Raw genomic sequence first — 24887 nt, 5'->3', positions numbered from 1 at the left:
TTATGAAAACATCCCTTTTAGTGCTAAATTTGCCACCGATTTTGATAACAATAAGGTCTACAACAATATGTCTAAAGACATCCGGATTAGAAAGGGGTTGGATATCAACCTCATCGGGGCAGCAGAACAGACTACTTCCAAAGCCGTTTTAAGTAACGTGTATGCCCTAAACCTAAATGATTTTCACGGAATCACCCCCAAAATGTTGATAAAGCAAGGGGAAGAGGTAAAAGCGGGAGAACCCCTTTTTTATAACAAGAACAAGGAGGAAATGCACTTTGTCTCTCCAGTAAGTGGAGAGTTGGTGGAGATTGTTCGTGGGGCTAGAAGAAAAATCTTGACGCTCAAGATTCTTGCCGACAAAACCCAAAAGTATACCCAGAGTAAGGTCCCTGACCTTGATACGGCAGATGCGGCGACCATCAAAACCTTCTTGTTGCAAAATGGAGGTTGGCCCTTTATCAAGCAGCGCCCCTACGACATTATTGCTAATCCAGATGTGACCCCCAAGGCCATATTTGTGTCAGCCTATACCACTGCGCCTTTGGCGGCCAATGCGGACTATGTGTTAAGGGATAAGGAACAGGAGTTGCAAGCTGCCGTGATGGCATTGCGCAAAATGACGCCCGGAAAGATCCATGTAACGGTTGGAAAGTCCGGAAGGTCCCCTTTTGTACATGTGGAAGGAATTGAGCTCCATAAAATATCGGGGCCACACCCAGCAGGATTGGTGGGAACCCAGATCAATAAAATTGATCCCATCAATAAAGGGGAGACGGTTTGGACCATTTCGCCCCAAGATATGGTGTTGATAGGTGAGTTGCTGTTGACCGGAAAGTTCAATGCGGAACGTATTGTTGCGTTGGCGGGCTCCATCATAAAAGCACCTCAATATTACACCACCAAGATAGGAGCGGAAATTTCCACTTTTCTCTATGCCAGTGGTGTAAATAAGGATAGGTTCAGGCTGATCAACGGTGATGTGCTTACCGGTAGCAAGACCAATACCGAAGGTCATTTGGGGTACTACAACAATACCGTTACGGCAATCCCCGAAGGGGATGATTATGATTTCTTCGGATGGAACAGACCTATTTTCAATAAGGTTTCAACCACCAGGGCACTTACCTTTTCTTGGCTACAGCCCAAGAAAAAATACAATTTGGATACCAATACCAATGGTGAACACCGGGCTTTTGTGGTCACAGGTCAATATGAGCAGGTATTCCCCATGGACATCTACCCGCTTCAATTGTTGAAGGCCTGTATGGTAGGGGATTTGGATGACATGGAGCAATTGGGACTCTACGAAGTGGCTCCGGAGGACTTTTCACTCACAGAATTCATATGCATATCAAAACAACCGCACCAGCAGATAATCAGGGAAGGATTGGATTTGTTGCAAAAAGAACTAGGATAATATGGGAATGAAAGAAAAATTACATCAGCTGAAGTTAAAGTATCAGGGCAAAAAAATGGCTCCGGCCTTCAATGCACTGCACACTTTTCTATATACACCCAACGAAACAACGCATTCCGGTGGGCACATTCGTGGAGCGGATGACCTAAAGCGCACCATGAACACGGTGATCATGGCCTTGGTGCCCTGTTTGCTGTTCGGAATGTTCAATGCAGGATATCAGCATTACTCCGCCATCAACGGTTTTCCAGAGAATTTTGATTTGTTCCAACACTTTTTGACATGGGATAACTTTTTGGTGGGAATCACCACTGTTTTGCCTTTGGTGATCGTTTCCTACGGAGTAGGTCTTGCCATCGAATTTTTGTTTGCCGTGATCAAGGGCCACGAAGTGGAAGAGGGCTATTTGGTAACCGGAATGCTGGTTCCTTTGATTGTCCCTGTGGACACACCCCTTTGGATGTTGGCCGTAGCCGTTGTTTTTGGTGTGGTCATCGGAAAAGAAGTTTTTGGGGGAACCGGAATGAACATATTGAACCCGGCCCTTACCATTCGTGCCTTCCTGTTCTTTGCCTATCCCACTTGGATGAGCGGGGATAAGGTATGGGTGCACGGTGCAAAGGATGGGTTGACCCAGGCAGGTTCCACCGATGCCATTTCCGGGGAAACCGTTTTGGGATATTTGGCGCAGGGAAATACAGACACGGGTTACTCCCTAGCTGATATGTTCTATGGATTTATCCCGGGCTCTGTGGGGGAAACATCCACCTTATTGATTGTTTTGGGTGGTCTTTTCTTGATTTTCTCCAAAATAGCCTCATGGCGCATCATGTTGAGTGCCGTGTTGGGCTCCTTGGCCATGGGATTGATTTTTAATGGTATTGTGGATGCAGGTTGGTTGCCTGAGTACAGTAAATTCTACACCTTGATGAGCTTCCCGTATTGGCAGCATTTGTTGGTGGGCGGTCTCATCTTTGGTATTGTGTTCATGGCCACGGATCCCGTGACCGGTTCGCAGACCAACAAGGGAAAATGGATTTACGGATTCCTGATCGGATTCATGTCCGTCATGATTCGTGTGTTCAATCCGGGATATCCGGAAGGGGTGTTCTTGGCCATACTGTTGATGAACGTATTTGCCCCAACCATTGATCACTACGTGATAAAGGGCAACATCAAAAAGAGAATGAAACGATTGAAGACAGCAACCATTTATCCCAAAACATCGGATGAAGAAGTTGATACATTAAAAACGGAAACAGCTTAATTATGGCAATCAATACAGAAAAAAATAGCTACACTGTGGTTTTCGCGGTTGTGATGGTAATCGTTGTAGGTTCCGTTCTTGCCTTCTTGGCATCGGCACTAAAGCCAAAGGTCGATGAGAACCAGCGATTTGAAAAGCAGCAGAACATCCTCTATGCCATGGGGGTCAATGACAATGAAGGAGAAGGAAGCGTAAGTTTTATTCCTACTTCTGAAGTGGAAAGTGAGTTTTCCAAATACATCAAAAAACAATTGGTCATAGAAGGCACTGAAGTGAAAGAAAAGCAAGATGCCTATCTGATTGACATGAAAAAACAGCTCAGCACCATTAAAAGCGGTGGTAGTGCAGAATTACCTTTGCTGATTGGTGAGAAAGATGGGAAGGAGTATTACATCATCCCACTTTACGGAAAAGGATTGTGGGATGCCATTTGGGGCTTTATGTCCGTAGATGCCAATATGGTGGTGCAAGGTGTTTTCTTTGATCACAAGGGAGAGACACCCGGACTTGGAGCAAACATTAACCAGCGTTTCTTTATGGATGATTTTGAGGGAGAATCCATTTTGGATGGCAACAGCTATGCTGGGATTGCCGTGGCCAAAGGCAATGGCGACCCATTGAACGAGAACAAGGACGATAATGAAGTGGATGCATTGGCAGGGGCTACCATCACGGGAAATGGAATTTCTGCAATGATCAAAGATGCCCTAAAGCTCTACAAACCTTATTTAGAAACCATTAGAAAAAAATAATATGGCGCTACTATCAAAAAAAGATTCAAATCTGATATTAGATCCTTTGGCGGACAACAACCCCATAACCATACAGGTATTGGGAATTTGCTCGGCCCTGGCAATTACTGCAGAACTAAAAGCTTCAGTGGTAATGGCAATTTCGGTGCTGTTTGTACTTGGAGTGGGCAACGTGGTCATTTCGCTATTGCGTAACGTTATACCGGCAAAGATCAGGATTATTGTGCAGTTGGTCGTTGTGGCCGCTTTGGTGATTATTGTGGATCAGGTATTGAAGGCCTTTGCGTATGAATTGAGCAAAACACTGTCGGTATTTGTGGGATTGATCATTACCAACTGTATCATCATGGGTAGATTTGAGGCCTTTGCCCTGGGCAACGGACCTTGGAAATCCTTTTTGGACGGTATTGGAAATGCCTTGGGATATGGAGTTATTTTGATCATTGTTGGATTTTTCAGGGAACTTTTGGGTTCGGGAACCTTATTTGGGATCAAGGTCTTGGGAGACCCTGTGGCCAAAACCGGATTGTATGCCTTGGGGTATGAGAACAATGGATTTATGATCATACCTCCAGCAGCATTGATCGTAGTGGGAATCATTATCTGGGTACAACGTTCCAGAAATAGAGCATTGATAGAAGAAGCATAAACTGGGAAGATATGGAGCATTTAGAACTGTTTTTTAAGTCAATTTTTATAGATAATATGGTGTTTTCGGTCTTTTTGGGAATGTGTTCCTATTTGGCCGTATCCAAGAAAGTATCTACAGCCGTTGGTCTGGGAGCTGCTGTAATCTTCGTTTTGGGGGTTACGGTTCCGCTGAACTGGTTGTTGGATCAATATTTATTGAAAGATGGGGCTTTGGCCTGGTTGGGACCAGAGTACGCCGAATATGATTTGGGATTCCTTTCCTTCATCCTGTTTATCGCAACCATTGCCACCATGGTACAATTGGTAGAGATCGTGGTCGAGAAATTCTCTCCAGCACTGTATAATTCCTTGGGTATCTTTTTGCCGCTGATTGCCGTAAACTGTGCCATCTTGGGTGGATCTTTGTTTATGCAGACCCGTGAGATTCCAAATATTGGACTCGCATTCAATTATGGGATAAGCTCAGGTATCGGTTGGTTCTTGGCCATTTTGGCGATTGCGGCCATCCGTGAGAAGATTCGCTATTCCAACGTTCCGGCCCCATTGCGCGGGTTGGGCATTACCTTCATCATCACTGGATTGATGGGAATAGGGTTCCAGAGTTTTGGTGGAATGCTGACCGGCGACAATGAACCGCCAGAAGGGACAGAAACTACCACGGTAAAAGCAGAGAACAAAGAGGAAAAAGAAATTAAAAAGGAGATTGAGGACAAAGAAAAAGCAGTTTCCTATAACGAAGTTATAAACAAATAAAGATGATATTAGCCGCAAGTACTGGAGGTACTATTTTAATTACCGTAGTAGCTTTTCTTATTTTGTTGTTATTGTTGGTGGCCTTGTTGCTGTTCACCAAGGAAAAATTGACCCCTTCCGGTCCGGTGACCATTACCATTAACGGTGAAAAGGAGTTGGAAGTAGGGTCAGGAGGATCATTGCTGTCCACCTTGGGGAACCAAAAAATATTCTTGCCTTCCGCTTGTGGTGGTGGTGGAACCTGTATCCAGTGCGAATGTCATGTGCTTTCTGGTGGAGGTGAGGCCTTGCCCACGGAAACCCCGCATTTCTCAAAAAAGGAATTGCGTGAAGGGGCCCGTTTGGCCTGTCAGGTGAAGGTGAAACAAGACATGGAAATCACCATTCCAGAAGAGGTCTTTGGCATCAAAAAATGGGATGCCAAGGTGGTGCGTAACTACAACGTGGCCTCTTTTATCAAGGAATTTGTGGTTGAGATTCCTGAGGATATGAACTATAAAGCCGGGGGGTATATCCAAATCGAAATTCCACCTTGCGAAATAAAGTATTCAGATATTGACATTACTGCACACCCAGAGGAACATGAAACTCCGGATAAATTCCAGGCGGAGTGGGACAAGTTCAATCTGTGGCCCTTGGTGATGAAGAATCCTGAGACCGTGGAGCGTGCTTATTCCATGGCCTCTTACCCAGCTGAAGGACGGGAAATCATGTTGAACGTACGTATTGCAACCCCACCATGGGATCGTTCCAAAAACGGTTGGATGGATGTAAATCCCGGGATTGCTTCGTCTTACATCTTTAGCTTGAAAAAGGGTGATCCAGTGACCATTTCAGGTCCATTTGGTGAATTTTTCATCAACGAATCCGAAGCTGAAATGCTCTATGTTGGTGGTGGAGCCGGAATGGCGCCCATGCGTTCACACTTATACCACTTGTTCAGGACCTTAAAGACCAATAGAAAGGTGACCTATTGGTATGGAGGACGTTCCAAAAGAGAGTTGTTCTACATTGACCATTTCAAGCAATTGGAAAAAGAATTCCCCAACTTTAAGTTCTACATGGCTCTTTCAGAACCCTTGGAAGAAGACAATTGGAAGGTCAAAAAAGATATTAATGATGAAGAAGGAGATGGCTTTGTTGGATTTATCCATAACTGTGTGATTGATAATTACTTGAATCACCACGAAACTCCGGAAGATATTGAACTGTATTTCTGTGGTCCACCATTGATGAACAAGGCCGTTCAGAAAATGGGAGAGGACTTCGGTATTCCAGATGAGAATATCAGGTTCGATGACTTTGGAGGATAGAAAATGCGTATAATGTTGCCTCAAATTGTCATCCTGAGCGCCCGCCTGCCGATCGGGTAGGCAGTCGAAGGAGACATTGAGGTGTAAATAAAAAACCAACCGATGCCAACGCATCGGTTTTTTTATCCATATGGGAAGAGAATTAACGGAACAGGAACTTCATAATTTGGCCATGAACATTGTGGGCCACGAACTGGAAGCCGATGGTTTTGAGTTTATGGCCATCAATAGTAAGCTCAAGAAAAACCCTCAGTATGTTTGTCTCAAAGAAAAAGTGTTGCATTTCATTGTGGTTCGGAATGTGGAGTTTCCATTGGACCCAAGGGAGTATGACAAAGAATTGATGCAAACGGTGAAGGACCACGCGGAAAAGTTTGAGGCCAAGACCTATTTTGCCGGGGTTGGACTTTCCAACGCCGCCGACCAGGAACTTCCATTGTGTTTGGATGAAGAGTATATTGTGGACTATCAAGGACTGATTGAGATCTAAATGTTGAAAAGCGCACTTCTTTTAGCGGTTACCGTATTGTTTTTGGGATGTAACTCCCCAAAATGGATTAAAAATCAGAATAGTGGTGGTGCATTGGGCACTTCCTATTCCATTATTTACATTTCCAAAGAACCATTGGACTACCAAAAAGAGATTGACTCCGTTTTTCAGGTCATGAACCAATCCATGTCCACCTATATTCCCACTTCCGATATTTCAAAGATCAATGAAGGGGATTCCACAGTGGTGGTGGATGATATGTTCAAGGAAGTTTTTGATATTTCCACCGAAGTACACCGAGCCTCAAACGGCTATTTTGATCCCACAATTGGTGTTTTGGCCAATGCATGGGGGTTTGGACCGGGTGAACAGATGCAGCTCGACAGCCTTAAAGTGGACAGTCTATTGCGCTATGTTGGATGGGACAAGGTACAGTTGAACAGCGATAATACCATTACCAAGACAAATCCGGCCATCCGTTTTGACTTTAATGCCGTGGCCAAAGGATACGCCATAGACCGTTTGGGAGCCCTGCTCGATGCCAAAGGCATTGAAAATTATTTGGTGGAAGTAGGGGGAGAGGTGTTGGCCAAGGGCACAAATCTTGTTTCCGGAAAGCAATGGACCGTAGGTATTGACGATCCCCAAGTGGAAACTGGTCGTCAGCTAAAATTGATTGTGAGTTTGGAAGATAAGGCGATGGCTTCATCCGGAAACTACCGCAAATTCAGGATTGATCCTGAAACTGGTGAAAAATATGTCCATACCATTGATCCTAAGACCGGATATACAAAAAATGCCTATGTTTTGGCCACCAGTGTGGTGGCAAACACCTGTGCCGTGGCTGATGCTTTTGCCACAACGTTTATGGCGATGGATTTGGCTGAATCCAAAAAGGTATTGGAAAACCATGGGGAATTGGAGGCCTACATCATCTACTTGGATGAAAATGGGGAGACTCAAGAGTTTTTTACTTCTGGTTTTGAAGCTTTAATTAAAAATTGATTTTTTTTGAATATCTGCTAAGAGTAATAATGTTGCCAACGTCACCCTGAACTTGTTTCAGGGTCACATAAAGGTGTTCATGTTCAGTAGGATGAGATGCTGAAACAAGTTCAGCATGACACCAAAAGCACCGTTATGACAATAAACGGGCAATCAGTTTATTTTTTGACCAGTGGAATAATCTCCCCCTTGGCCAATCGATATCTCTCAACTTCTTCCTTTGGAAGTGTGTTGGTGTAATCCACTTCTTTAACGGTAAATCCAACGCTTCGGAGTTTATCAAAATAATCCCTTCCGTAGATGCGCACATGATCGTACTGGCCAAAGATGCGGGCACGCTCCTTTTTGTCGGTAATGGAATCGTCTTCAAAGGTCTTTTCCCGCCTCAAATCCTGCGGAATCTGAAAAATGCCCCATCCCCCCGGTTTCATAACCCGATGGAGTTCTTGCATGGCTTTGGTGTCATTGGGGATATGCTCCAAGACATGGTTGCAGAGAATCACATCAAAACTGTTATCTGCAAAGGGAAGATTACAGATATCGGCTTTCACTTCTGCCAACGGAGAATTCAAATCGGTTGTAGTGTACTGGATGTTGCTTAATTTTTTGAATCGTTTATGAAAAGCCTGTTCCGGAGCAAAGTGGAGCACCTTGTGGGTTTTGCTGAAGAAATCCGTTTCATTTTTTAGATAGAGCCACAACAGCCGGTGCCGTTCCAAGGAAAGGGTGGAGGGGGAGAGCACATTTTCCCTTGGATTTTCATAACCGTAAGGCAAAAACGTTCTAAAACTTTTACCATCAATGGGGTCTGTGAAGGTGTTTCCCTTAAGGGAAAAGGCAATCAGCGGACGTACCCAATAGCTTAGTCTAATGAGCAATGGCCTTGGGATTAAATTGAGGAAAAACTTAAATATGTTCGACACGAATTACACTAATTTTCACTAATGACTTAAAGTAATACTCTCTTGTAAGTAAGTTGATCCTCGCCAAAATTTACAATTATTCCCAGCTTTAATTTTGATGCAGCCAAATAGTTCAATGTTTGTTTTATGTGACTGCTGGACTGCTGCCAATCTTTTCTACGGCTTTGGAGACAAAATTATTTTATTGTTGTCAGGTCGAGCCTGCCTTTGTCGGCAGACAGGCGCAGTCGAGACCTCAGTCGTTGGATTTAATTACCTCTCGACTGCCTGCCCGTCCCTGCCTAGCTGACAGGCAGGCGGGAGTGTCAAATTTTTGCACTAAAGTACCAATTTCTTGCTTCTGAACTCATCCTCTTCATCACTGGTGATGCCCAATGCATCATAAATATATTGATAGGTTGAGAGCAGCTCCGGTTTTCCATCCACCAAGGCAACATCATGCTCAAAATGGGCACTGGGTTTGCCATCTGCGGTTAAAATGGTCCAACCATCCTTCAATTGCTTGATTCGTTTGGTTCCCATATTGATCATGGGCTCGATGGCAACGACCATACCGTTGACAAATTTTTTCCCTCGACCGCGTTTTCCATAATTTGGCATTTGGGGGTCTTCATGCAATTCTTTTCCCAAACCATGGCCCACCAATTCACGAACCACACCATACCCATGGTCCTCACAATACTTTTGGATGGCATAACCAACATCTCCAACACGGTTTCCTTCCTTAAACTGCCTGATTCCAATATAAAGGGATTCTTTGGTGACCTTGAGCAGTTTTTTGGTCTCTTCGGCAACTTCGCCCACTTCAAACGTATAGGCATGATCTCCGTAGAACCCATTTTTTAAGGCACCGCAATCCACAGAAACAATATCGCCTTCCTTTAATGGTTCATTATTGGGAATGCCATGGACCACTTGTGCGTTGGGACTCCAGTTAAGGGTGTTGGGAAAATCGTACATACCCAAAAAACCGGGTTCTGCACCTTGTTCCCGAATAAATTCCTCGGCCATTTTATCCAATTTCAAGGGAATGGCCCCTGGTTTGATTTCCTTGGCCAATAGGCCCAAAGTTTTGGAAACGACCAAAGCGCTTTCGCGCATCAATTCAATCTCCTCTGCTGTCTTTACGTGAATCATAGCCGCAAAGATAAATTGAATCTATGGATTTTGGCGAATTTTGCCCTAAACCAATGGTTTTTGGGTCATAAGTTCGGGTTGGGGAATGCCCATCAATTTAAGAATGGTCGGGGCAATATCCCCCAGAACACCACCTTTTATCTCTTTGATATCGTTATCCACAAGAATCAGTGGAACCGGATTGGTGGTATGTGCCGTATTGGGACTTCCGTCCGGGTTGACCATGGTGTCGCAATTTCCGTGGTCTGCAATAACGATGGTGGAATACCCGTTTTCCAATCCTGCGGTAATAACATCCTTGGCGCATTCATCAACCGTTTCGCAGGCTTTGATGGCAGCTTCCATAACCCCGGTATGGCCTACCATGTCTGGATTGGCAAAGTTGAGACAGACAAAATCGGCCTCCCCTTTTTTAAGCTCGGGGATTATGGCATCCCGAATATCATAAGCACTCATTTCGGGTTGCAGGTCGTAGGTGGCCACTTTTGGTGATGGGCAGAGTATACGCTGCTCGCCCTGAAAAGGTTCTTCACGCCCTCCGTTAAAGAAAAAAGTGACGTGGGGGTATTTTTCAGTTTCCGCAATACGAATCTGCTTTTTACCATTTTTGGCCAGCACTTCGCCCAAGGTGTCCTTGATGTTCTCTTTGTCATAGACCACTTTTATGCCCTTAAAGGAGTCGTCATAATTGGTCATGGTAACATAGTACAGGTCCATCTTGTGCATGTTTTGCTCGTGAAAATCCTGCTGATTCAGGGCCAAGGTCAATTCACGGCCGCGGTCTGTCCTAAAATTGAAGAAGATGATCACATCTCCCTCTGTTATTTTTGTAAGCGGTTGGTTATCGGAATCGGTCAGAACCAAAGGTTTTATAAATTCATCGGTAACACCGTCATTATAACTTTTTTGCATGGCATTGCCAATGTCCTGCACTTTTTCCCCTTCGGCATTCACCATAACATCATACGCCAATTTTACGCGCTCCCATCGTTTATCCCGATCCATGGCATAATATCTTCCTACCACGGTGGCCAGTTTGGTGTTCTTATCTGAACAGAAATGGGTAAGATCAATGAGAAAACCTTTTCCGCTTTTGGGATCCACGTCACGTCCATCGGTAAAGGCATGGATAAAGGATTTTTCCACGCCACTGTCATTTGCGGCCTTGATCAGGGCCTTTAAATGATCTATATGGCTGTGCACTCCACCATCACTCACCAAACCCAAAAAGTGTACGGCTTTGTTGTTGGTCTTTGCATATTCAAAGGCATCCTTTAACACTTTTTCTTGTTTTAGGGTGTCTTCTTTGACCGCTTTGTTGATTTTGGCCAAATCTTGATATACAATCCTACCGGCACCCAAATTCATGTGGCCTACCTCGCTGTTTCCCATTTGCCCTTCAGGAAGGCCAACGTTCATTCCATCGGTAAGAAGATTGGCATTTGGGTATTGGGTATAGAGGGAGTCAACAAAGGGGGTATTGGCCTGTGCTATGGCGGAAACTTTTGGATCTGGAGATTTTCCCCAGCCATCCAAAATCATTAGGATTGTCTTTTTGTTCATGGCGTAAAATTGTACTTCAAAAATAAAATGATCTGGTTGGATGCCCTAGCTTTTCACGAGTTTTTATAGTTGCAGAATTGATAATTTTCAGGCGGTTAAATTGAAGCGTTGTTAAAATTTAGTTATTTAACTGTTAATGCTGTAACATTCGCCCTGGAAGGCAGTCTATTTTTGTAACAGTTTAATCTATAAACAAAAACAATTCATCATGAAAAAAACAATCCTAACAGTAGCTGCATTTTGCATGCTAGTAGCAACTGGCGTATCGGCCAATGAACCTTCATCAGACATCGCTCGGAGTGTGTCGTCACTACCTGTGGAGCCCAGTACTTTTTGTAAAGCCATTATACAGGGAGATGTGGATACTGTTAAAAAACTCATCGATTTGGGTGAGGACGTCAATGAAAAATCCCTTGGAATGGCCCCTGTGCATTTTGCAGCACGGTACAACCAAGCAGAAATCTTGAAACTGCTCATTGAAAACGGAGCGAATTTTAAAAGACGTTCCGATCAGGGCTATACCGCAAAGAAATATGCCGAAATGTCCAATGCTGCTGAGGCACTGGCTGTTTTGGAAGATGCTATGAAAAAATAAAAGGAGTTTATTCATTCAAAGCAAAAAAGCCCATCCTTTGGATGGGCTTTTTTTTCTCATTTACTTCTAGTGTCCTGTAAAAGAGTATATGTTGGCTTAGAATTCAAAGCCTGTAAAAGCTCTATAAAAAAACGCATACAACGCCATCATCAACATGATGCCACAAAATACGGAATACCCTTTTAAAAAAAGTACAATAAAGCTCGGTTTACAATCGTCAAATGCCTCTACGTAGAGGTTTTTAAAGTGTACTAGTGTTCCCATGTGTTCTCATTTTTGGATAGCACAAATGGGATAAGGAAACAATTGTAGGATTTGGGGTTACTTCAAAGATAAGCAAATCTTGTCAAAGCTCTTTTTTTATCGATAAACGTGCCGAATCTATCGACCTGAATATTTTTTGATGGCCTCCTTTATTTTTTCAATCCGATTTTCTGGATCTGGGTGGGTGCTTTGAAATTCCGGTACCCGGTTTGGACCAGCGACCGCTTTTAATATTTCCATGACCGTGATCATCTCATAGGGATCATACCCGGATTGAATCATGAACTGGACGCCGAGTTCATCACTTTCCAGTTCATCATCCCTGCCGTTGGTCAATAAGGTGTTCTGACCAATACTAGCCACCACACTTCCCATATCGCCACCTACGGAGGCTCCCGTGGCCAGCGTCTGCCAAAAATTACTTTCCGCGATGCGTTCGGCGGAGTGCCTGCCGATCACATGGCCTATTTCATGCCCCAACACCCCGGCCAGTTGGGCCTCAGTGAGTTGGGAGAACAGGGCATAGGTGATAAAACACTGCCCACCGGGCAAGGCAAAGGCATTTATGGTTTGGTCATCGGCCAACAAATGAAAATCATATTCATACGGTGTCTCACCGGCAATACTGCTATTGACCAGTTTTTTGCCCACGGCATCCACCAAGGCCTGCATGCGTTCATCAGGATAAAGACCACCGTGCTGTTGTGCCACTTCCGGGGCACTTTGCAGCCCAATGGCAATCTCCTGTTCTGTGGTCATGTTGATGTTTTGGACCCTTCCGGTATAGGGATTTTCTTCTTGGTTGCTGCAGCGGCGGATAAAAGCGAAAGCCACAATGGCCAGTCCGATCAGGATGCGGATTCTCCAACTACCTCTTCTCATGGTGTTCGTGTTCTAGACAATTGAAGATACGAAAAAAAGCACTACAGCAAGGCCGGATTTATGTCCAGGATATTGTCTTGAATGTAGGTTCTCACAAAGCCTGTGGTGAAGTGTTCCGAACCATAAAATTCCTCTTTCTGGAGCAACCGTAGAACATTGATTCTCCGGTAGGCTGTTAACATGGGAATGGAGAGGGGGGCGTAGCTATAATGCCACGGTTCATATTTGAACCCCCTTCGTTTGGGCTCGTTGGTGTAGACGAGATGGTACCCAAATTTTTCCGAGTTTTCATCCAGCCAGAGCTTAAAATCTTCAAAGGGACCGCCTTTTTCAAATTTTTCAGTGAGCAGCACATCGCCTGAAACTTTCGGATACCCATCAATAATGTCGATATCGGTGCCCCAATGGTGCCTGCTGGTCCCGGGAATGGTGGAATATTCAATGATCTTGTCTATGGCCTGAAGGGGTTCCATGCCCTCATCTTCGGTATAGCTGATATATTTTCGCTCCCAAATGCTCGCTTGGTGATAAAAATCCCTGAAACTGGAGACCATTTTAATATCAAAACCATCGGCATAGGCGGCTTTTTTCATTTCCACAAAGGACTCATATGCCTCTTTTCTAAGGTTGATGCCCTCACCAAAAAGATCTATAACGGCCTTGCCCATCAATTCCTCCGTGGAATACTCAGTGGGAATAAAATGGGGAAAAACAGGAGGGATGGCACAGGCCAAACTGGAAACCGATGCTGTTTTCACAAAAGTCCTTCGTTTCATGGAATTGATTTTTGTGCCAAGTTAAGAAGTATTTTTTTGTCGAAGAAGCAGTAGTGTAGGCTCGTGATGGGTTGAAGTTTATCGGTCCAAAAACAAAAAACCGGTGTATTCCAGTCCTAGATCGTCCAAGCTCACCAGATAATAGTAGACGCCTTCGGGCAGACCAATTTCCCGGCTGGTGTAGAGACTTCCCGCATTGGCCATCCCATCAAATTCATTGACATAGTTGACTTTTTCATACACTTTTTGGCCATGTCGGTTATAGATGATCAAACTGTTGTTGGGGGATTCCTCCATACCATCGATCACCAAAAAATCGTTGGTTCCATCGCCATTGGGACTCAAAAAATAGTTGCCCAAGGTAGGGTTTTCCACGGCAAATGTATCTGTGGGCACGGGAATGGTCCCTAAAGTAATGGCAGCAAAATCATTGGGGACAAAGGTGATTGATGTTAAAAAACCTTCCGTAATATCACCGCTAATGGCTGCATTGCCAATAATCACCCATTGACTGGAAGTTCTGTCCCAACCAATTAATCTAACCGACTCAATGGTGGCGTTGGGGATAAGACCCAATCCGCTTCGGGCGTTCCAGCTTATGGTAACCTGAGCAGGCACCTCGCTTTGCACGATCCAGAATTCCGTATCGCTTACGGTACCGATGTCCCGTACCTTTTCATCGGTATCAAAGCTTTGGGTAATGGATATGGGTGAAGCGGGATTTTCAAAAAAATAAGCACAAACGGCCAAAGGGGTCGCTCCCTGCGAATCCAAGGTCAAGGACCGGAGCTGGGTTTCGTCCCCTACGGGGAATTGGAAAACATCCCGGTTGGTAATGGCAGCAAACCCGGTTATTTTTCTGGGATTGGCCTCTTCGGTATAAGTGCCTTGGTCCATAAAATTAAGATAGACCGATGGATCGTTGAGGGTGCTGAGGATGTTGCCCTCAATAAAATTGAGATTGTTCCGCACATTTACCGAATTCCGCAAAAATATATTGTTGGGCACCATTACCTCCATATCCCAAAGGGTAGGGGGAATATTGCCCGATACCTGAATAACGTTGCTCTCGTAAAAGCCTACCAGGCCTTGGGTCTGGTCAAAGGAAGAATCGTTGATAAAACTGGTATGAAAGCCCAAATTGCCATGCACCTGCATATTGCCCGCATGGTACAGGCCGGTTTGGGCGTGTAAAACACAGCCCAATAGCAAAATGGATATGTGGAGGAGGGGTTTCAAGGGTTAAAAGTCTGTTACGGTGAAATACCATTGAGCATCTGTTGGTGTTCCACCTATATCTGAAATTTGGACTGTGAAAGCAGTTGCTGTTGGGGTTCCTGATACTTCAATAGTAACATCAGGTCCAGCATTAAGCAATGTGAGTTGTACAATGTAATCTGCATCTGATGTTACACCAGCACCAAAAGTGACCGTATAATTTCCAGAGCCAGCACCATTTCTTATTACCGCTGCACCTGTTATATTGGCTGGAGAACCATCAAAGTTTACTTTCCCCATGGCGACAACGGCTGGAGCTTTCCAGACAACTGCTCCACCTACGGTGGTAAGAACATCACCATCTGTTAGAGAAGGCGAAGGTTCAATTTTCAATGGGGTAACATCACCATCGGCTATTTTATCAGTGGTCACGTTAGCATCCAATATTTTGTTCGTAGTGACTGCATCGTCAACAATTTCATTGGTGTCTATTGCATCATCCGTCATCATGGCATTGGTGATGGCATCATTTGCTATGGTGAGTTCCCCTAGGCTATTGATGGTCGCATCACCGCCCATGGTCACGCCAATGGCATTGTTGGTTGCGTCCCCGACAAAAATGTCTCCATTGCTCAGTGTTGATGAGGCAAAAATGTTTTTGTTCTCCCATTGCGGGTCACCTAATCCATCCGTTGTCAACACACTGTTTGCGTCAGCTGCTCCGGCAGTTCCTATCCTTGTTACATCCACGGCATCAATGGCTATGTCACTTGATTCTACAGCCCCAGCGGCTATTTTACCTGTTGTAATAGCATCATTTGCGATTTTGACCGTGGTGATGGCATCGTTTTCAATTGTGAGAAGCCCTGTGTTATTAATGGTGGCATCACCATTCATTGTTACCCCAACGGCACTATTAGCTGCATCCCCAACAAAAATGTCCCCATTGCTCAGTGTTGATGAGGCAAAAATGTTTTTGTCCTCCCATTGCGGGTCACCCAATCCATCCGTTGTCAACACACTGTTTGCGTCAGCTGCTCCCAATGTTCCTATTTTGTCGACGTCAACGGCATCGTCTGCAATCTTGGCGTTGGTTACGTTTGCGTCGAGAATCTTTACAGTGGTGATGGCGTCATTGGCAATTTTTGGAGTTGTCACTGCATTATCTATAATTTCTAATGTGTTGACTGAATTGTCGGCCATTTTAGTATTTGTGATGGCATTATCCGCAATTTTGGCATTGGTAACATTGGCATCAAGAATTTTTACAGTGGTTATTGAATTATTAACAATTTCAGCAGTATTGATTGCATTGTCAGCCATCTTTGCATTGGTGATGGCATTGTCTTCAATTGTTAAAGCACCTGCATTGTCAATGGTCGCATCACCGCTCATGTTCACACCAATGGCATTGTTTGTTGCATCCCCGACAAAAATCTGTCCATTGTTCAAGGTGGAGACCGTTCCAATGGCATTATCCACATAATTCATTGTAGCAGCATCTGTAGCTACTGTCGGTTCACCAACATTGGTCAATTTATTTAAACCAAGGTCAACATCTGCATTAGCGGCTCCAAATCCACTTAGCGGTATGTTGGTCTTATCCAACTTGTCATCGGTAATATTTCCATTTAGTATTTTATCTGTGGTAACCGCATTATCTGCCAATTCAGGAGTTCCAATCCCCATAGGTGAAACATCAAGGGTGTAAGGCTCTATCTCACTTCCGTTTCCATCCAAAATTAATGTGGTATCTGTTGGTCCCACAACCTCATTTCCTATTTCACCATCCCCTTCGGTGATGTTAAGGTCAGTGTCTGTAATTAGTTCCCAACTATTGCCGTCCCACTGTATCAGTTGACCCGCAATGGTGCCATCTTCCAATTTTTTCAATTCAACTGCACTATCTTGTATTTCTCTTGAACCGATAGCTCCACTTGCGAAGTCACTGCCAAACAAGGTGCCGTTGTATATATTGTCGCCCGTAATCTGGTTCACCTCAAAATTGTAGTTGATGCCATCCGGAGTTTCGGTTTGGGTCACAACAATGGTACTGTCCCTAGCATCAGGTAAGGTGTTAAAAACAGCTTCGCTGCTCACGGTAAACGAGTTGTCCAACGCCTCACAGATGTTGATCCATTCCACCCCATTGTAGTAGTGGATGCATTCTTCGTCCGTATTGTAGACCAAGGCACCCCGTAACGGGTTTATGGTGCTCATTTGGGCCGTGGTGACCCGTGTAATGACGAGCACACGATTGTTGCTTTCCAATTCCAGAACAGAGGCTGGGTCCAAGTTTTGCGGATTATCACCAATTTTTACCTGGGCTTTCAGGGAAGTGATCATCAGTAGGGCAACGATCAAAAAGACAATTTGCGTTTTCACAGTGTTTGTTATTTGAGGTTTCCAAACGGAATCCACAAAACTAATCTTATGATTTGATTATACTAATAAATCCCGTTCAAAAGGCGAAGTTCACGGGTGAACGGATGCCCTTTTTCAATAGCACGCCCCAGATAATTAACAAAAGTTTAGAACAGCATTTCTTTTTTATATGGGCTTCAAGAGTTTTCTTTAACTTGGGCTAAATGCTTTCTTATGAAAAATATAGTTTTGATTTTGTTTTCGTTGCTCATCACCAGTCTGTCCACGGCACAGGACGATCGACAATTATTGCGCGGAAAAGTGCTGTACCGAAGCACCAATGTGCCCAATGAGAACGTGATCAATTCTACTTCTGCAAATGCTACGATCACCAATGATGATGGGGAATTTGCCATAATGGTCAAGGCTGGCGACCAGTTGGTCTTTACGGCGGTGAACTACCAATTGGAGGTAGTTACCATTACCGAAGAAATTTTGCGCAACAACCGCTTGGTGGTGGAGGTGACCGAAAAGGTGCGGGAACTGGACGAGGTGGTGGTGACCCCGGAAAACCAAGAACGGTTTTTGGAGGTGAAGAATGAGGATTTTAAACAGTTTGACTACGAAATTGACAGAAGTACGGAGGTTGAAAATGTGGCCGAGTCCAGAACGGTGCGTGGCATGCGGGATGGTCTTAACTTTGTGAATATTTTCAAGGCGCTTTTTAAACCCAATGAAGCAGAGGGCGTGCAAAGGGCCCCGCTCAAGGTGAGTGAGGTGCTTCGGCATGTGTATGACGATGAGTTTTTTGTGGTGGACCTAAAACTGCCGCAGGACAAGATAGATGCTTTTTTATTGTATTGTGATGATAAAATTCCTTCCCAGACCTTGTTGCGCAAGGAAAACGAATTTCAGCTGATTGATTTCTTGGTGACCCAGAGCAAGGCCTTTTTGACCGAGTTGAATGAGGAATGAAGAAACTTTTTTCCCCATTACTATGTTTATGCGCCCTTTGGACCTCGGCCCAAGATGGTAACAGAAAAATATTGAGGGGAGCGGTTACCAGTGCCACTGAGGACGTTGTGGGGGTTGTGGTCCAGAACATTTCTTCGGATGAGGCCGTGATCACGGATATTGACGGGAATTTTACCATTAGGGTGCAGGTGAACGACACTTTGGTGTTTTCGGCAGTGCATTTTCAGCGAAAGTTGCTTCCCGTGACAGACGCGCTGTACAATTCCAATTTTGTGACCGTTCCCATGGAAGAATTTGTAAATCAGTTGCGGGAAGTGGTGGTCAGTCCGTACAACCTTTCGGGTATTTTGGACAAGGATCTGGAAAAACTTCCCGAGCAACGGGTAGTAGATGCCGAAGCGTTGGGGCTGCCCAATGCCAATGCCAAGGATTTTACCCAAAGTGAACGATTGCTGAAAGAGGCGTCTGGCATGAGCATTATGGGTGGCGGTGGACTTGGAGGTGCAGGAGGGGCCGTGTCCCTCAACCCAATCATCAATGCCATTACCGGTCGCACCAAAATGCTGAAAAATCGGCTAAAGGTGGACAACACCTACGCCCGTACCCAAAGGGTACAAGATTTTTATGTGGACTCCCTTTTTGTGACCACCTTGAAGATTCCCATGGAGAAAATAGAGGATTTCATGTACTTCTGTGAGGTGGATGAAACCTTTCAGGCCACGGTTGATTCGCAGGACAAGTTGAAAATATGGGATTTTATGGTGGAAAAAAGCCGGGTGTATCGGGAGAACAACAATTTGGATTGAAGTTTTTATGGAGTCGGAAGTCGGAAGTCGGAAGTCGGAAGTCCGAAGTTGGGAGTCGGGAGTGAGCAGTAGGCAGTCAAAAAAGTTCAAGGGTCAAGATCAATAACCCAGTAGGCAGTAGGCAGTGGGCAGGGGGCAAGTTTCAAGTATCAAATCCCAAATTCCAAGCACCAAATTCCAATAACCCAATAACCCAATAACCTAATAACTGAATAACAGAGTAACTGAATAACCCAGTAGGCAGTACCGCTATGGAATTTTTTTTTCTTTTTTCTAATGTCTAAAATCCAGTATTCCCATATCTCAAGTGTAGTGTCCAAAAAGTATATTTTGGCAAGTATTTTGCATAAAAATCCCATGAAATCCTGTAACATTGCCCCAGTATTGGAGTCTAACACCTATATGATGAAAATGAAAACAGCACGGAATCTGCTATTGCCATTTTTGGCAGTGCTTTTTTTGTCTTTCGCATCAGCCCATAAATTCTATGTAAGCGTCACCAATGTAGTTTATGCCGAGGAGGAGGATGCCTTTCAGATTACCAGCCGTGTTTTTATAGATGATCTGGATGACCTCTTGGAAGAACGTTATGGCATCAAAGCCAAACTGGCCACCCCAAATGAGGCGAAAGTGGCCGATGAATACATCGAAAAATATTTTAGGGCCAAATTTGCCGTGGAACTCAATGGCGAACCGGCCAAATACACCTTTTTGGGGAAACGCTATGACAATGATGTGGTTATCTGCTACCTTGAAATTCCCAAAGTTGGTTTCTCGGGATTAAAATCCATAGCCATCCAAAATGAGATTCTCACCGATTTATTTGAGGAACAACAAAACGTGGTCCACCTAAAATGGAAGGGCCACAAGAAGAGTTTTGTGCTCATCAAGGAAAATAATAAAGGAATGTTAAACTTGTAACGGATTGTTAACAATTGGTTAAAAAAAGCTATTTTTCACCGTTTTAAAATCAAATAGAAAAATGAACAGAGTCAAGTATTATTTTGCTTCCGTGCTGTTTCTTTTTGGTGCTGTGTTGATGGCACAGGAAGAAGGAGAAGCCAAACAGGAGCGGGAGCCAGGTCACTACAACCAAAGTAAGTTTAAACAGTTGTACGAAGAATTTTCCACCCCCAACACCTATCGTTCCGCATCTGGGGCGCCAGGGCCGGATTATTACCAACAACAGGCAGATTATGTGATCAACGTGCAGTTGGATGACAAAAATGCCAGGATCTATGGTGAGGAAACCATTACCTACCACAATAATTCTCCGGAAGATTTGGAGTTTCTTTGGGTACAGTTGGATCAAAATGTCCGTTCCAAGGATTCCAAATCCCCGCTTCGTGATGGGAATGGGGTAAACATCGCCTATACAGCGGGCAATTTTGCTGAAACGTATATGAGCGAACCCTTTGATGGTGGTTTTAATATAGAGTGGGTCAAGGATGCCAGTGGAAAACCATTGTCGCACACCATCAACCAGACCATGATGCGGGTGAACATCCCCGAACCCCTTAAAAGTGGGGAAAAAGTTTCCTTTTCCATTAAATGGTGGTACAATGTTCCAGATCATACTGTAAATAGGGCCCGTTCCGGATTTGAATATTTCCCTGAAGATGGCAACCGTGCCTACGTTATTGCCCAGTTCTTTCCAAGAATGGCAGTATACAGCGATGTGGAAGGATGGCAGAACCACCAGTTCTGGGGCAGTGGAGAGTTTGCGCTTCCCTTTGGGAACTATGATGTAAGCATTACCGTTCCCGCAGATCATATTTTGGATGCTACTGGGGAATTGCAGAACAGGGATGAGGTCTTCACCAAAGAAATGATGAAGCGGTATAAGGATGCCAAAAAATCCTATGACAAACCGGTGATCATTGTAACCCAAGAGGAAGCAGAAGCCGCCGAAAAAGGATTTTCTACAGATACCAAGACCTGGAAGTTCAAAGCGACCAATGTTAGGGACTACGCCTTTGCTTCATCCCGTAAGTTTATTTGGGACATGCAGGCCGTCAACATTGGCGGTAAGGACGTAATGGCTGTTTCCCTATATCCAAAAGAAGGAAATCCACTTTGGGAAGATATGTCCACTAAAGCTGTGGTTCAGACCCTAAAGACCTATTCCAAACATACATTTGATTATCCGTATCACAAGGCCATTTCCGTACATGCCAAGAACCAGGGGATGGAATATCCCATGATCTGCTGGAACTATGGTCGTCCCAACGAGGATGGTACCTATTCCGATAGGGTGAAATTCGGAATGATCAGTGTGATCATCCACGAAGTGGGCCATAACTTCTTCCCTATGATCGTAAACTCAGATGAGCGTCAATGGGGATGGATGGATGAAGGTCTGGATACCTTTATGCAGTATTTGGCAGAGCAGGAATTCGGGAAAAATAACCCTTCTGTGATCGCTCCCAATGAAAAATACCCGTCCCGTAGAGGGAATCCGGCTGATATTGTACCGTACATGGCCGGAGATCAAAGTTATATTTCACCCATTATGTCCAACCCGGAAAATGTGTACCAATTGGGGCCAAACGCCTATGGTAAACCAGCCACTGCGTTGAACATCCTAAGAGAGACCGTTATGGGTGAGGAATTGTTCGATCATGCTTTCAAAACCTATGCCCAACGTTGGATGTTCAAGCACCCAACCCCAGAAGATTTCTTCCGTACCATGGAAGATGCTTCCGCGGTGGATTTGGATTGGTTCTGGAGAAGCTGGTTCTACACTACCGATTATGTGGATATTGGCGTTAAAGGAGTGAAAAAATATTACGTCACCAGCAAGCCTACCAAAGAAATGGAAAAATATATGGCCGATAGAAATATCACCGAGGCCGATTTGCCACCTTTGGTGTATTTGGCAGAAGAGGACAGTGAGGATTACATGCCCGAGCTTAAAGGGAAATCCCCAACCGAAACGTCCCAAAACCTTAAGGAGTTTATGATGGACAACATGACCGAGGCCGAAAGGTCGCAGGTCAAGGAGCCCAAATTCTTCTATGAAGTCACTTTTGACAAGCCAGGGGGAATCCCCATGCCATTGATCGTGGAGTATACCTACGCCGATGGCACCACGGAGAACGTTACCTATCCACCGGAAATCTGGAGAAAGAACGATGCCGAGGTAAAAAGGGTGATTTCATCCCAAAAGGAATTGGTGGGTATTGTGGTAGATCCAAAGTTGGAAACCGCTGATATTGACACTACCAACAACGCTTGGCCCAAGAAAGAGGAGAAATCAGACTTTGATAAGTTCAAGGATGACATCAAAGGAAAATAAAAGTTACAAAATAGCTGTTAAAAGCCTCGTGATTTCACGGGGCTTTTTTTATTTTCCTACCAACTTCTGATTATATTTGTTGCATGTATTTTCTATTCATAAGTGGCGCAGAGATTTTTTTCATCCTATTTATAGTGGTGATGGTCTTTGGTGCCGATAAGATTCCTGGGATTGCCAAAGGACTTGGCAAGGGAATGCGCCAACTTCGGGACGCAACGGACGACATTAAGCGGGAAATCCAAAAAAGTGCCGACAAACAGGGCATTGATACCAATTTCACCAAAGATATCCGAAAGGAGATTGATGACGTCAAAAAAAATGTGGACGATGTTACAGGCTCCGTAAAAAGAAACCTCAAATAATCCATGTTGAAAAGATTGCTCGAATGGGATAGGGACACGTTTATCTATCTCAATAGTTTGGGCATTGAAGAATACGATGGGTTTTGGTCCGCCATTACCAATATTGCCACATGGATCCCTCTTTTTATCCTATTTCTCGTATTGCTGTTCCTTAAATTCCCAAAAAGGGAGGCTTGGTTTAAATTTTTGACTATTGTTGGATTGGTCATTTTTATCACGTCCATTACCCATTGGACCAAAATATCCGTGGCCCGTTTGCGTCCCAACAATGCCGAGGAAATCAATGCCCTGATCCGTGTTCTAAAAAGCCCCACCGATTACAGCTTTTTTTCCGGACATGCGTCAAGTTCCTTTTCCATAACCACCTTAGTGTTTCTTTTTTTTAAAAAGAAAATGAAATGGGCTGTACTGTTTTTCATCTGGCCAATTTTGTTTGCCATCAGTAGAATTTATGTGGGCGTACATTTTCCCATCGATATTTTGGTGGGAGCGGTGGTGGGAATACTCTCGGGCCTATTGTTTTATAAGCTCTACAACCGCTTTATTTTACCCTACTCAAGGTCAGTCCATCCCTGATCGGCAACAATACCGTTTCAACCCTAGGGTCATTTTGAAGCTTTTTATTGTATTCCTTCAAAGCTAGGGTGGCCTTGTCTGATTTTGGAACCGGTTCCACCACTTTCCCCGACCACAGCACATTGTCCGATAAAATGACACTGCCCGATTTGGTTTTTTGAATGGCGGCCTCAAAATAGGCATCGTAGTTCACCTTTTGCGCATCGATAAAGACCAAATCAAAACAAAGATGTAGTCTTGGGATGATGTCAAAGGCGTCCCCAGTATGTTGAACAATCTGTGCACCAAATCCACTTTTGTCGAAATACTTACGTTGAAAACTGTGCAGTTCCTCATTGATCTCAATGGTATGCAATTCCCCGGTTTTTTGGAGCCCTTCCGCCAAACAAATGGCCGAATAGCCAGTATACGTGCCAATTTCAAGAATATGCTGTGGAGCAATGATTTTGGACAGCAAACTCAACACCCGACCTTGATAATGTCCCGTGATCATGCGTGGCTGTACCACTTTTAGGTGGGTTTCGCGTGTCAGTTCGGTCAATAGTTCGGGTTCTGCCTGTGAATGATCGGCAATATAGTCTTCCAGGATGTTGGACAAAAAATGCATGGGTTATTTGAACTTTACTTAAGGTGTTGAGGAAAATCCATACGACCGCCCAAAACCCTTACAATGAATATTTTGCCATTTTCCACATAATAGAATATGACATGTGCTTTGTACCTGAAGCGTAGCAACATTTTGTCCTTTACTGCCACATATCTCCTTCCGAGTTCAGGGTTGTCTCCCAAATCTGCCAAAACAGTCTTGATACCTTGGGCATATTTTAACGGTTGCACCTCCCCGAACTTTTTTATTGTGTATTTGGCAATGGCCTTGAAATCTGCTCTAGCCTTTGCACTAATGACGTATTTATTTTCCGGCATTGTGCTCGTTTATTGCTTCTTCCCAAATACTATCTATAGTAGCATCGGATGGACCACTCTCAATTCCTTCAATTAGGGCTTCGTTCAAATCAACGATACGTTTTCTGCGCTCCTGATCTTTTCTGATTATATCCCTGATATATTCACTGTCGTTGGTATAAAAGCCCTGCTCGATCAAACTTTTGACAAAGGCATCTTGCTGTTCGGTAAATGTTATGGATTTCCTTATAACCCCCATGATGAACCAATAGTATTAATTATGGTTCAATTTAGCGATAAATCATGAACAAAGCAATCTTTTATTTGAACTTTAAGGTTCTAACTAAAAATTTCAATTAACGCATATATTCCTCATAGAATCATGATTACTGCATAAAAATAACCTCTCTTCGCATAACCAACCCCCTATTTTATCCTTTTTGCCAATGCTAAGTCTCTACCAGACCATATCATAAATGCAATCCTAATTAAACCAATCACAATAAGTGCTATCCCTTTCCACATCGATTATTTAAAATTTAGTTACTCGGATTGAGCTGTCTATTATCTTTCATAGCAATGACAGTGACCTTA

27 protein-coding genes are annotated in these 24887 nt (G+C 44.1%); 15 read left to right on the top strand and 12 right to left on the bottom strand.

The features are described from left to right. The first annotated feature begins 67 nt into the window (after positions 1 to 67). From A7D14_RS09075 to A7D14_RS09040, 8 genes are all read left to right on the top strand, one after another. A complete protein-coding gene (locus A7D14_RS09075; RefSeq protein WP_067033148.1) occupies positions 68 to 1420 on the top strand; it encodes a Na(+)-translocating NADH-quinone reductase subunit A in 1353 nt (450 codons plus the stop codon). 1 nt (position 1421) lies between these two features. Then, positions 1422 to 2687 (top strand): NADH:ubiquinone reductase (Na(+)-transporting) subunit B, encoded by a 1266-nt coding sequence (locus A7D14_RS09070; protein ID WP_067033053.1) that lies wholly within the window; start codon positions 1422 to 1424, stop codon positions 2685 to 2687. Between the two features lie 2 nt (positions 2688 to 2689). Then, positions 2690 to 3439 carry a Na(+)-translocating NADH-quinone reductase subunit C gene (locus tag A7D14_RS09065; RefSeq protein ID WP_067033049.1) on the top strand — a complete coding sequence of 250 codons (750 nt, stop codon included), beginning with the start codon at positions 2690 to 2692 and terminating at the stop codon, positions 3437 to 3439. A 1-nt stretch (position 3440) separates the two neighbouring features. Then, positions 3441 to 4088, top strand: coding sequence for an NADH:ubiquinone reductase (Na(+)-transporting) subunit D (locus A7D14_RS09060; protein ID WP_067033047.1), 648 nt, complete (start codon positions 3441 to 3443; stop codon positions 4086 to 4088). 11 nt (positions 4089 to 4099) lie between these two features. Beyond that, positions 4100 to 4843 carry an NADH:ubiquinone reductase (Na(+)-transporting) subunit E gene (gene nqrE / locus A7D14_RS09055; RefSeq protein ID WP_067033045.1) on the top strand — a complete coding sequence of 248 codons (744 nt, stop codon included), beginning with the start codon at positions 4100 to 4102 and terminating at the stop codon, positions 4841 to 4843. Between the two features lie 2 nt (positions 4844 to 4845). Next, positions 4846 to 6156 (top strand): NADH:ubiquinone reductase (Na(+)-transporting) subunit F, encoded by a 1311-nt coding sequence (nqrF, locus tag A7D14_RS09050; protein ID WP_067033043.1) that lies wholly within the window; start codon positions 4846 to 4848, stop codon positions 6154 to 6156. A 130-nt stretch (positions 6157 to 6286) separates the two neighbouring features. After that, positions 6287 to 6646, top strand: coding sequence for a Na(+)-translocating NADH-quinone reductase subunit F (locus A7D14_RS09045; RefSeq protein WP_067033036.1), 360 nt, complete (start codon positions 6287 to 6289; stop codon positions 6644 to 6646). Further along, a complete protein-coding gene (locus tag A7D14_RS09040) occupies positions 6647 to 7651 on the top strand; it encodes an FAD:protein FMN transferase (RefSeq protein ID WP_067033030.1) in 1005 nt (334 codons plus the stop codon). Positions 7652 to 7809: 158 nt separating this feature from the next. Here A7D14_RS09040 and A7D14_RS09035 read toward each other — a convergent pair whose 3' ends face one another. The 4 genes from A7D14_RS09035 to gpmI form a co-directional block, all read right to left on the bottom strand. Continuing rightward, positions 7810 to 8574, bottom strand: a complete 765-nt coding sequence (locus A7D14_RS09035; RefSeq protein WP_067033026.1) for a class I SAM-dependent methyltransferase — start codon at positions 8572 to 8574, stop codon at positions 7810 to 7812. 26 nt (positions 8575 to 8600) lie between these two features. Further along, a complete protein-coding gene (locus A7D14_RS19650; protein WP_083158044.1) occupies positions 8601 to 8702 on the bottom strand; it encodes a GxxExxY protein in 102 nt (33 codons plus the stop codon). 190 nt (positions 8703 to 8892) lie between these two features. Then, positions 8893 to 9711, bottom strand: coding sequence for a type I methionyl aminopeptidase (map, locus tag A7D14_RS09030; protein WP_067033022.1), 819 nt, complete (start codon positions 9709 to 9711; stop codon positions 8893 to 8895). Positions 9712 to 9756: 45 nt separating this feature from the next. Next, complete coding sequence (gene gpmI, locus A7D14_RS09025) at positions 9757 to 11274, bottom strand: 2,3-bisphosphoglycerate-independent phosphoglycerate mutase (RefSeq protein WP_067033020.1); 1518 nt, start codon at positions 11272 to 11274, stop codon at positions 9757 to 9759. Positions 11275 to 11482: 208 nt separating this feature from the next. On the opposite strand from gpmI, the gene A7D14_RS09020 reads away from it, so the two are divergent. Continuing rightward, the gene (locus A7D14_RS09020; protein WP_067033018.1) at positions 11483 to 11869 is read left to right on the top strand and encodes an ankyrin repeat domain-containing protein; all 387 of its coding nucleotides are present in this window, start codon (positions 11483 to 11485) and stop codon (positions 11867 to 11869) included. A gap of 96 nt (positions 11870 to 11965) precedes the next feature. On the opposite strand, the gene A7D14_RS20035 is transcribed toward A7D14_RS09020, so the two are convergent. The 5 genes from A7D14_RS20035 to A7D14_RS09000 form a co-directional block, all read right to left on the bottom strand. Further along, the gene (locus tag A7D14_RS20035) at positions 11966 to 12133 is read right to left on the bottom strand and encodes a DUF6747 family protein (RefSeq protein WP_176712395.1); all 168 of its coding nucleotides are present in this window, start codon (positions 12131 to 12133) and stop codon (positions 11966 to 11968) included. Between the two features lie 117 nt (positions 12134 to 12250). Next, complete coding sequence (locus A7D14_RS09015) at positions 12251 to 13015, bottom strand: M48 family metalloprotease (RefSeq protein ID WP_067033016.1); 765 nt, start codon at positions 13013 to 13015, stop codon at positions 12251 to 12253. 41 nt (positions 13016 to 13056) lie between these two features. Beyond that, on the bottom strand, positions 13057 to 13791 hold the full coding sequence (locus A7D14_RS09010) for a M15 family metallopeptidase (protein WP_067033014.1): 735 nt from the start codon (positions 13789 to 13791) through the stop codon (positions 13057 to 13059). Positions 13792 to 13869: 78 nt separating this feature from the next. Then, complete coding sequence (locus A7D14_RS09005; RefSeq protein WP_067033012.1) at positions 13870 to 15030, bottom strand: gliding motility-associated C-terminal domain-containing protein; 1161 nt, start codon at positions 15028 to 15030, stop codon at positions 13870 to 13872. A gap of 3 nt (positions 15031 to 15033) precedes the next feature. Next, positions 15034 to 17394, bottom strand: a complete 2361-nt coding sequence (locus A7D14_RS09000; protein ID WP_141673329.1) for a hypothetical protein — start codon at positions 17392 to 17394, stop codon at positions 15034 to 15036. Between the two features lie 213 nt (positions 17395 to 17607). On the opposite strand from A7D14_RS09000, the gene A7D14_RS08995 reads away from it, so the two are divergent. The 6 genes from A7D14_RS08995 (at position 17608) to A7D14_RS08965 (ending at position 23390) form a co-directional block, all read left to right on the top strand. Continuing rightward, positions 17608 to 18348 carry a carboxypeptidase-like regulatory domain-containing protein gene (locus A7D14_RS08995; RefSeq protein WP_067033007.1) on the top strand — a complete coding sequence of 247 codons (741 nt, stop codon included), beginning with the start codon at positions 17608 to 17610 and terminating at the stop codon, positions 18346 to 18348. Continuing rightward, positions 18345 to 19154 carry a carboxypeptidase-like regulatory domain-containing protein gene (locus tag A7D14_RS08990; protein WP_067033004.1) on the top strand — a complete coding sequence of 270 codons (810 nt, stop codon included), beginning with the start codon at positions 18345 to 18347 and terminating at the stop codon, positions 19152 to 19154. The genes A7D14_RS08995 and A7D14_RS08990 overlap by 4 nt, the downstream gene beginning before the upstream one ends. Before the next feature lie 330 nt (positions 19155 to 19484). Further along, entirely contained in the window at positions 19485 to 20075 is a 591-nt protein-coding gene (locus tag A7D14_RS08980; protein WP_313790838.1) for a DUF6702 family protein, read from the top strand. Between the two features lie 61 nt (positions 20076 to 20136). Continuing rightward, positions 20137 to 22452, top strand: coding sequence for a M1 family metallopeptidase (locus A7D14_RS08975; protein WP_067032999.1), 2316 nt, complete (start codon positions 20137 to 20139; stop codon positions 22450 to 22452). 83 nt (positions 22453 to 22535) lie between these two features. Continuing rightward, positions 22536 to 22814: a twin-arginine translocase TatA/TatE family subunit gene (locus A7D14_RS08970; protein ID WP_067032997.1), complete on the top strand. Its 279-nt coding sequence runs from the start codon at positions 22536 to 22538 to the stop codon at positions 22812 to 22814. Between the two features lie 3 nt (positions 22815 to 22817). After that, a complete protein-coding gene (locus A7D14_RS08965; RefSeq protein ID WP_067032994.1) occupies positions 22818 to 23390 on the top strand; it encodes a phosphatase PAP2 family protein in 573 nt (190 codons plus the stop codon). Here the strand turns inward: A7D14_RS08965 and A7D14_RS08960 are convergent. The 3 genes from A7D14_RS08960 to A7D14_RS08950 are packed head-to-tail and all read right to left on the bottom strand — an operon-like array spanning position 23356 to position 24552. Beyond that, positions 23356 to 23997, bottom strand: a complete 642-nt coding sequence (locus A7D14_RS08960) for an O-methyltransferase (RefSeq protein ID WP_067032992.1) — start codon at positions 23995 to 23997, stop codon at positions 23356 to 23358. The genes A7D14_RS08965 and A7D14_RS08960 overlap by 35 nt on opposite strands. 14 nt (positions 23998 to 24011) lie before the next feature. Then, complete coding sequence (locus tag A7D14_RS08955) at positions 24012 to 24314, bottom strand: type II toxin-antitoxin system RelE/ParE family toxin (protein WP_067032990.1); 303 nt, start codon at positions 24312 to 24314, stop codon at positions 24012 to 24014. After that, a complete protein-coding gene (locus A7D14_RS08950; RefSeq protein WP_067032988.1) occupies positions 24301 to 24552 on the bottom strand; it encodes a type II toxin-antitoxin system ParD family antitoxin in 252 nt (83 codons plus the stop codon). Before A7D14_RS08950 ends, A7D14_RS08955 begins: the two co-directional genes overlap by 14 nt. Between the last annotated feature and the right edge of the window lie 335 nt (positions 24553 to 24887).

This window comes from Allomuricauda sp. CP2A (assembly GCF_001683915.1).
Classification (GTDB): domain Bacteria; phylum Bacteroidota; class Bacteroidia; order Flavobacteriales; family Flavobacteriaceae; genus Flagellimonas.
This window is presented reverse-complemented; position numbering and strand designations above follow the sequence as displayed.

Coding starts and splice junctions, on each gene's coding strand:
- A7D14_RS09075 (WP_067033148.1), top strand. CDS start 68: ATGTCTAAAGACATCCGGATTAGAAAGGGGTTGGATATCAACCTCATC.
- A7D14_RS09070 (WP_067033053.1), top strand. CDS start 1,422: ATGGGAATGAAAGAAAAATTACATCAGCTGAAGTTAAAGTATCAGGGC.
- A7D14_RS09065 (WP_067033049.1), top strand. CDS start 2,690: ATGGCAATCAATACAGAAAAAAATAGCTACACTGTGGTTTTCGCGGTT.
- A7D14_RS09060 (WP_067033047.1), top strand. CDS start 3,441: ATGGCGCTACTATCAAAAAAAGATTCAAATCTGATATTAGATCCTTTG.
- nqrE (WP_067033045.1), top strand. CDS start 4,100: ATGGAGCATTTAGAACTGTTTTTTAAGTCAATTTTTATAGATAATATG.
- nqrF (WP_067033043.1), top strand. CDS start 4,846: ATGATATTAGCCGCAAGTACTGGAGGTACTATTTTAATTACCGTAGTA.
- A7D14_RS09045 (WP_067033036.1), top strand. CDS start 6,287: ATGGGAAGAGAATTAACGGAACAGGAACTTCATAATTTGGCCATGAAC.
- A7D14_RS09040 (WP_067033030.1), top strand. CDS start 6,647: ATGTTGAAAAGCGCACTTCTTTTAGCGGTTACCGTATTGTTTTTGGGA.
- map (WP_067033022.1), bottom strand. CDS start 9,711: ATGATTCACGTAAAGACAGCAGAGGAGATTGAATTGATGCGCGAAAGC.
- gpmI (WP_067033020.1), bottom strand. CDS start 11,274: ATGAACAAAAAGACAATCCTAATGATTTTGGATGGCTGGGGAAAATCT.
- A7D14_RS09020 (WP_067033018.1), top strand. CDS start 11,483: ATGAAAAAAACAATCCTAACAGTAGCTGCATTTTGCATGCTAGTAGCA.
- A7D14_RS20035 (WP_176712395.1), bottom strand. CDS start 12,133: ATGGGAACACTAGTACACTTTAAAAACCTCTACGTAGAGGCATTTGAC.
- A7D14_RS09015 (WP_067033016.1), bottom strand. CDS start 13,015: ATGAGAAGAGGTAGTTGGAGAATCCGCATCCTGATCGGACTGGCCATT.
- A7D14_RS09010 (WP_067033014.1), bottom strand. CDS start 13,791: ATGAAACGAAGGACTTTTGTGAAAACAGCATCGGTTTCCAGTTTGGCC.
- A7D14_RS08995 (WP_067033007.1), top strand. CDS start 17,608: ATGAAAAATATAGTTTTGATTTTGTTTTCGTTGCTCATCACCAGTCTG.
- A7D14_RS08990 (WP_067033004.1), top strand. CDS start 18,345: ATGAAGAAACTTTTTTCCCCATTACTATGTTTATGCGCCCTTTGGACC.
- A7D14_RS08975 (WP_067032999.1), top strand. CDS start 20,137: ATGAACAGAGTCAAGTATTATTTTGCTTCCGTGCTGTTTCTTTTTGGT.
- A7D14_RS08970 (WP_067032997.1), top strand. CDS start 22,536: ATGTATTTTCTATTCATAAGTGGCGCAGAGATTTTTTTCATCCTATTT.
- A7D14_RS08965 (WP_067032994.1), top strand. CDS start 22,818: ATGTTGAAAAGATTGCTCGAATGGGATAGGGACACGTTTATCTATCTC.
- A7D14_RS08960 (WP_067032992.1), bottom strand. CDS start 23,997: ATGCATTTTTTGTCCAACATCCTGGAAGACTATATTGCCGATCATTCA.
- A7D14_RS08955 (WP_067032990.1), bottom strand. CDS start 24,314: ATGCCGGAAAATAAATACGTCATTAGTGCAAAGGCTAGAGCAGATTTC.
- A7D14_RS08950 (WP_067032988.1), bottom strand. CDS start 24,552: ATGGGGGTTATAAGGAAATCCATAACATTTACCGAACAGCAAGATGCC.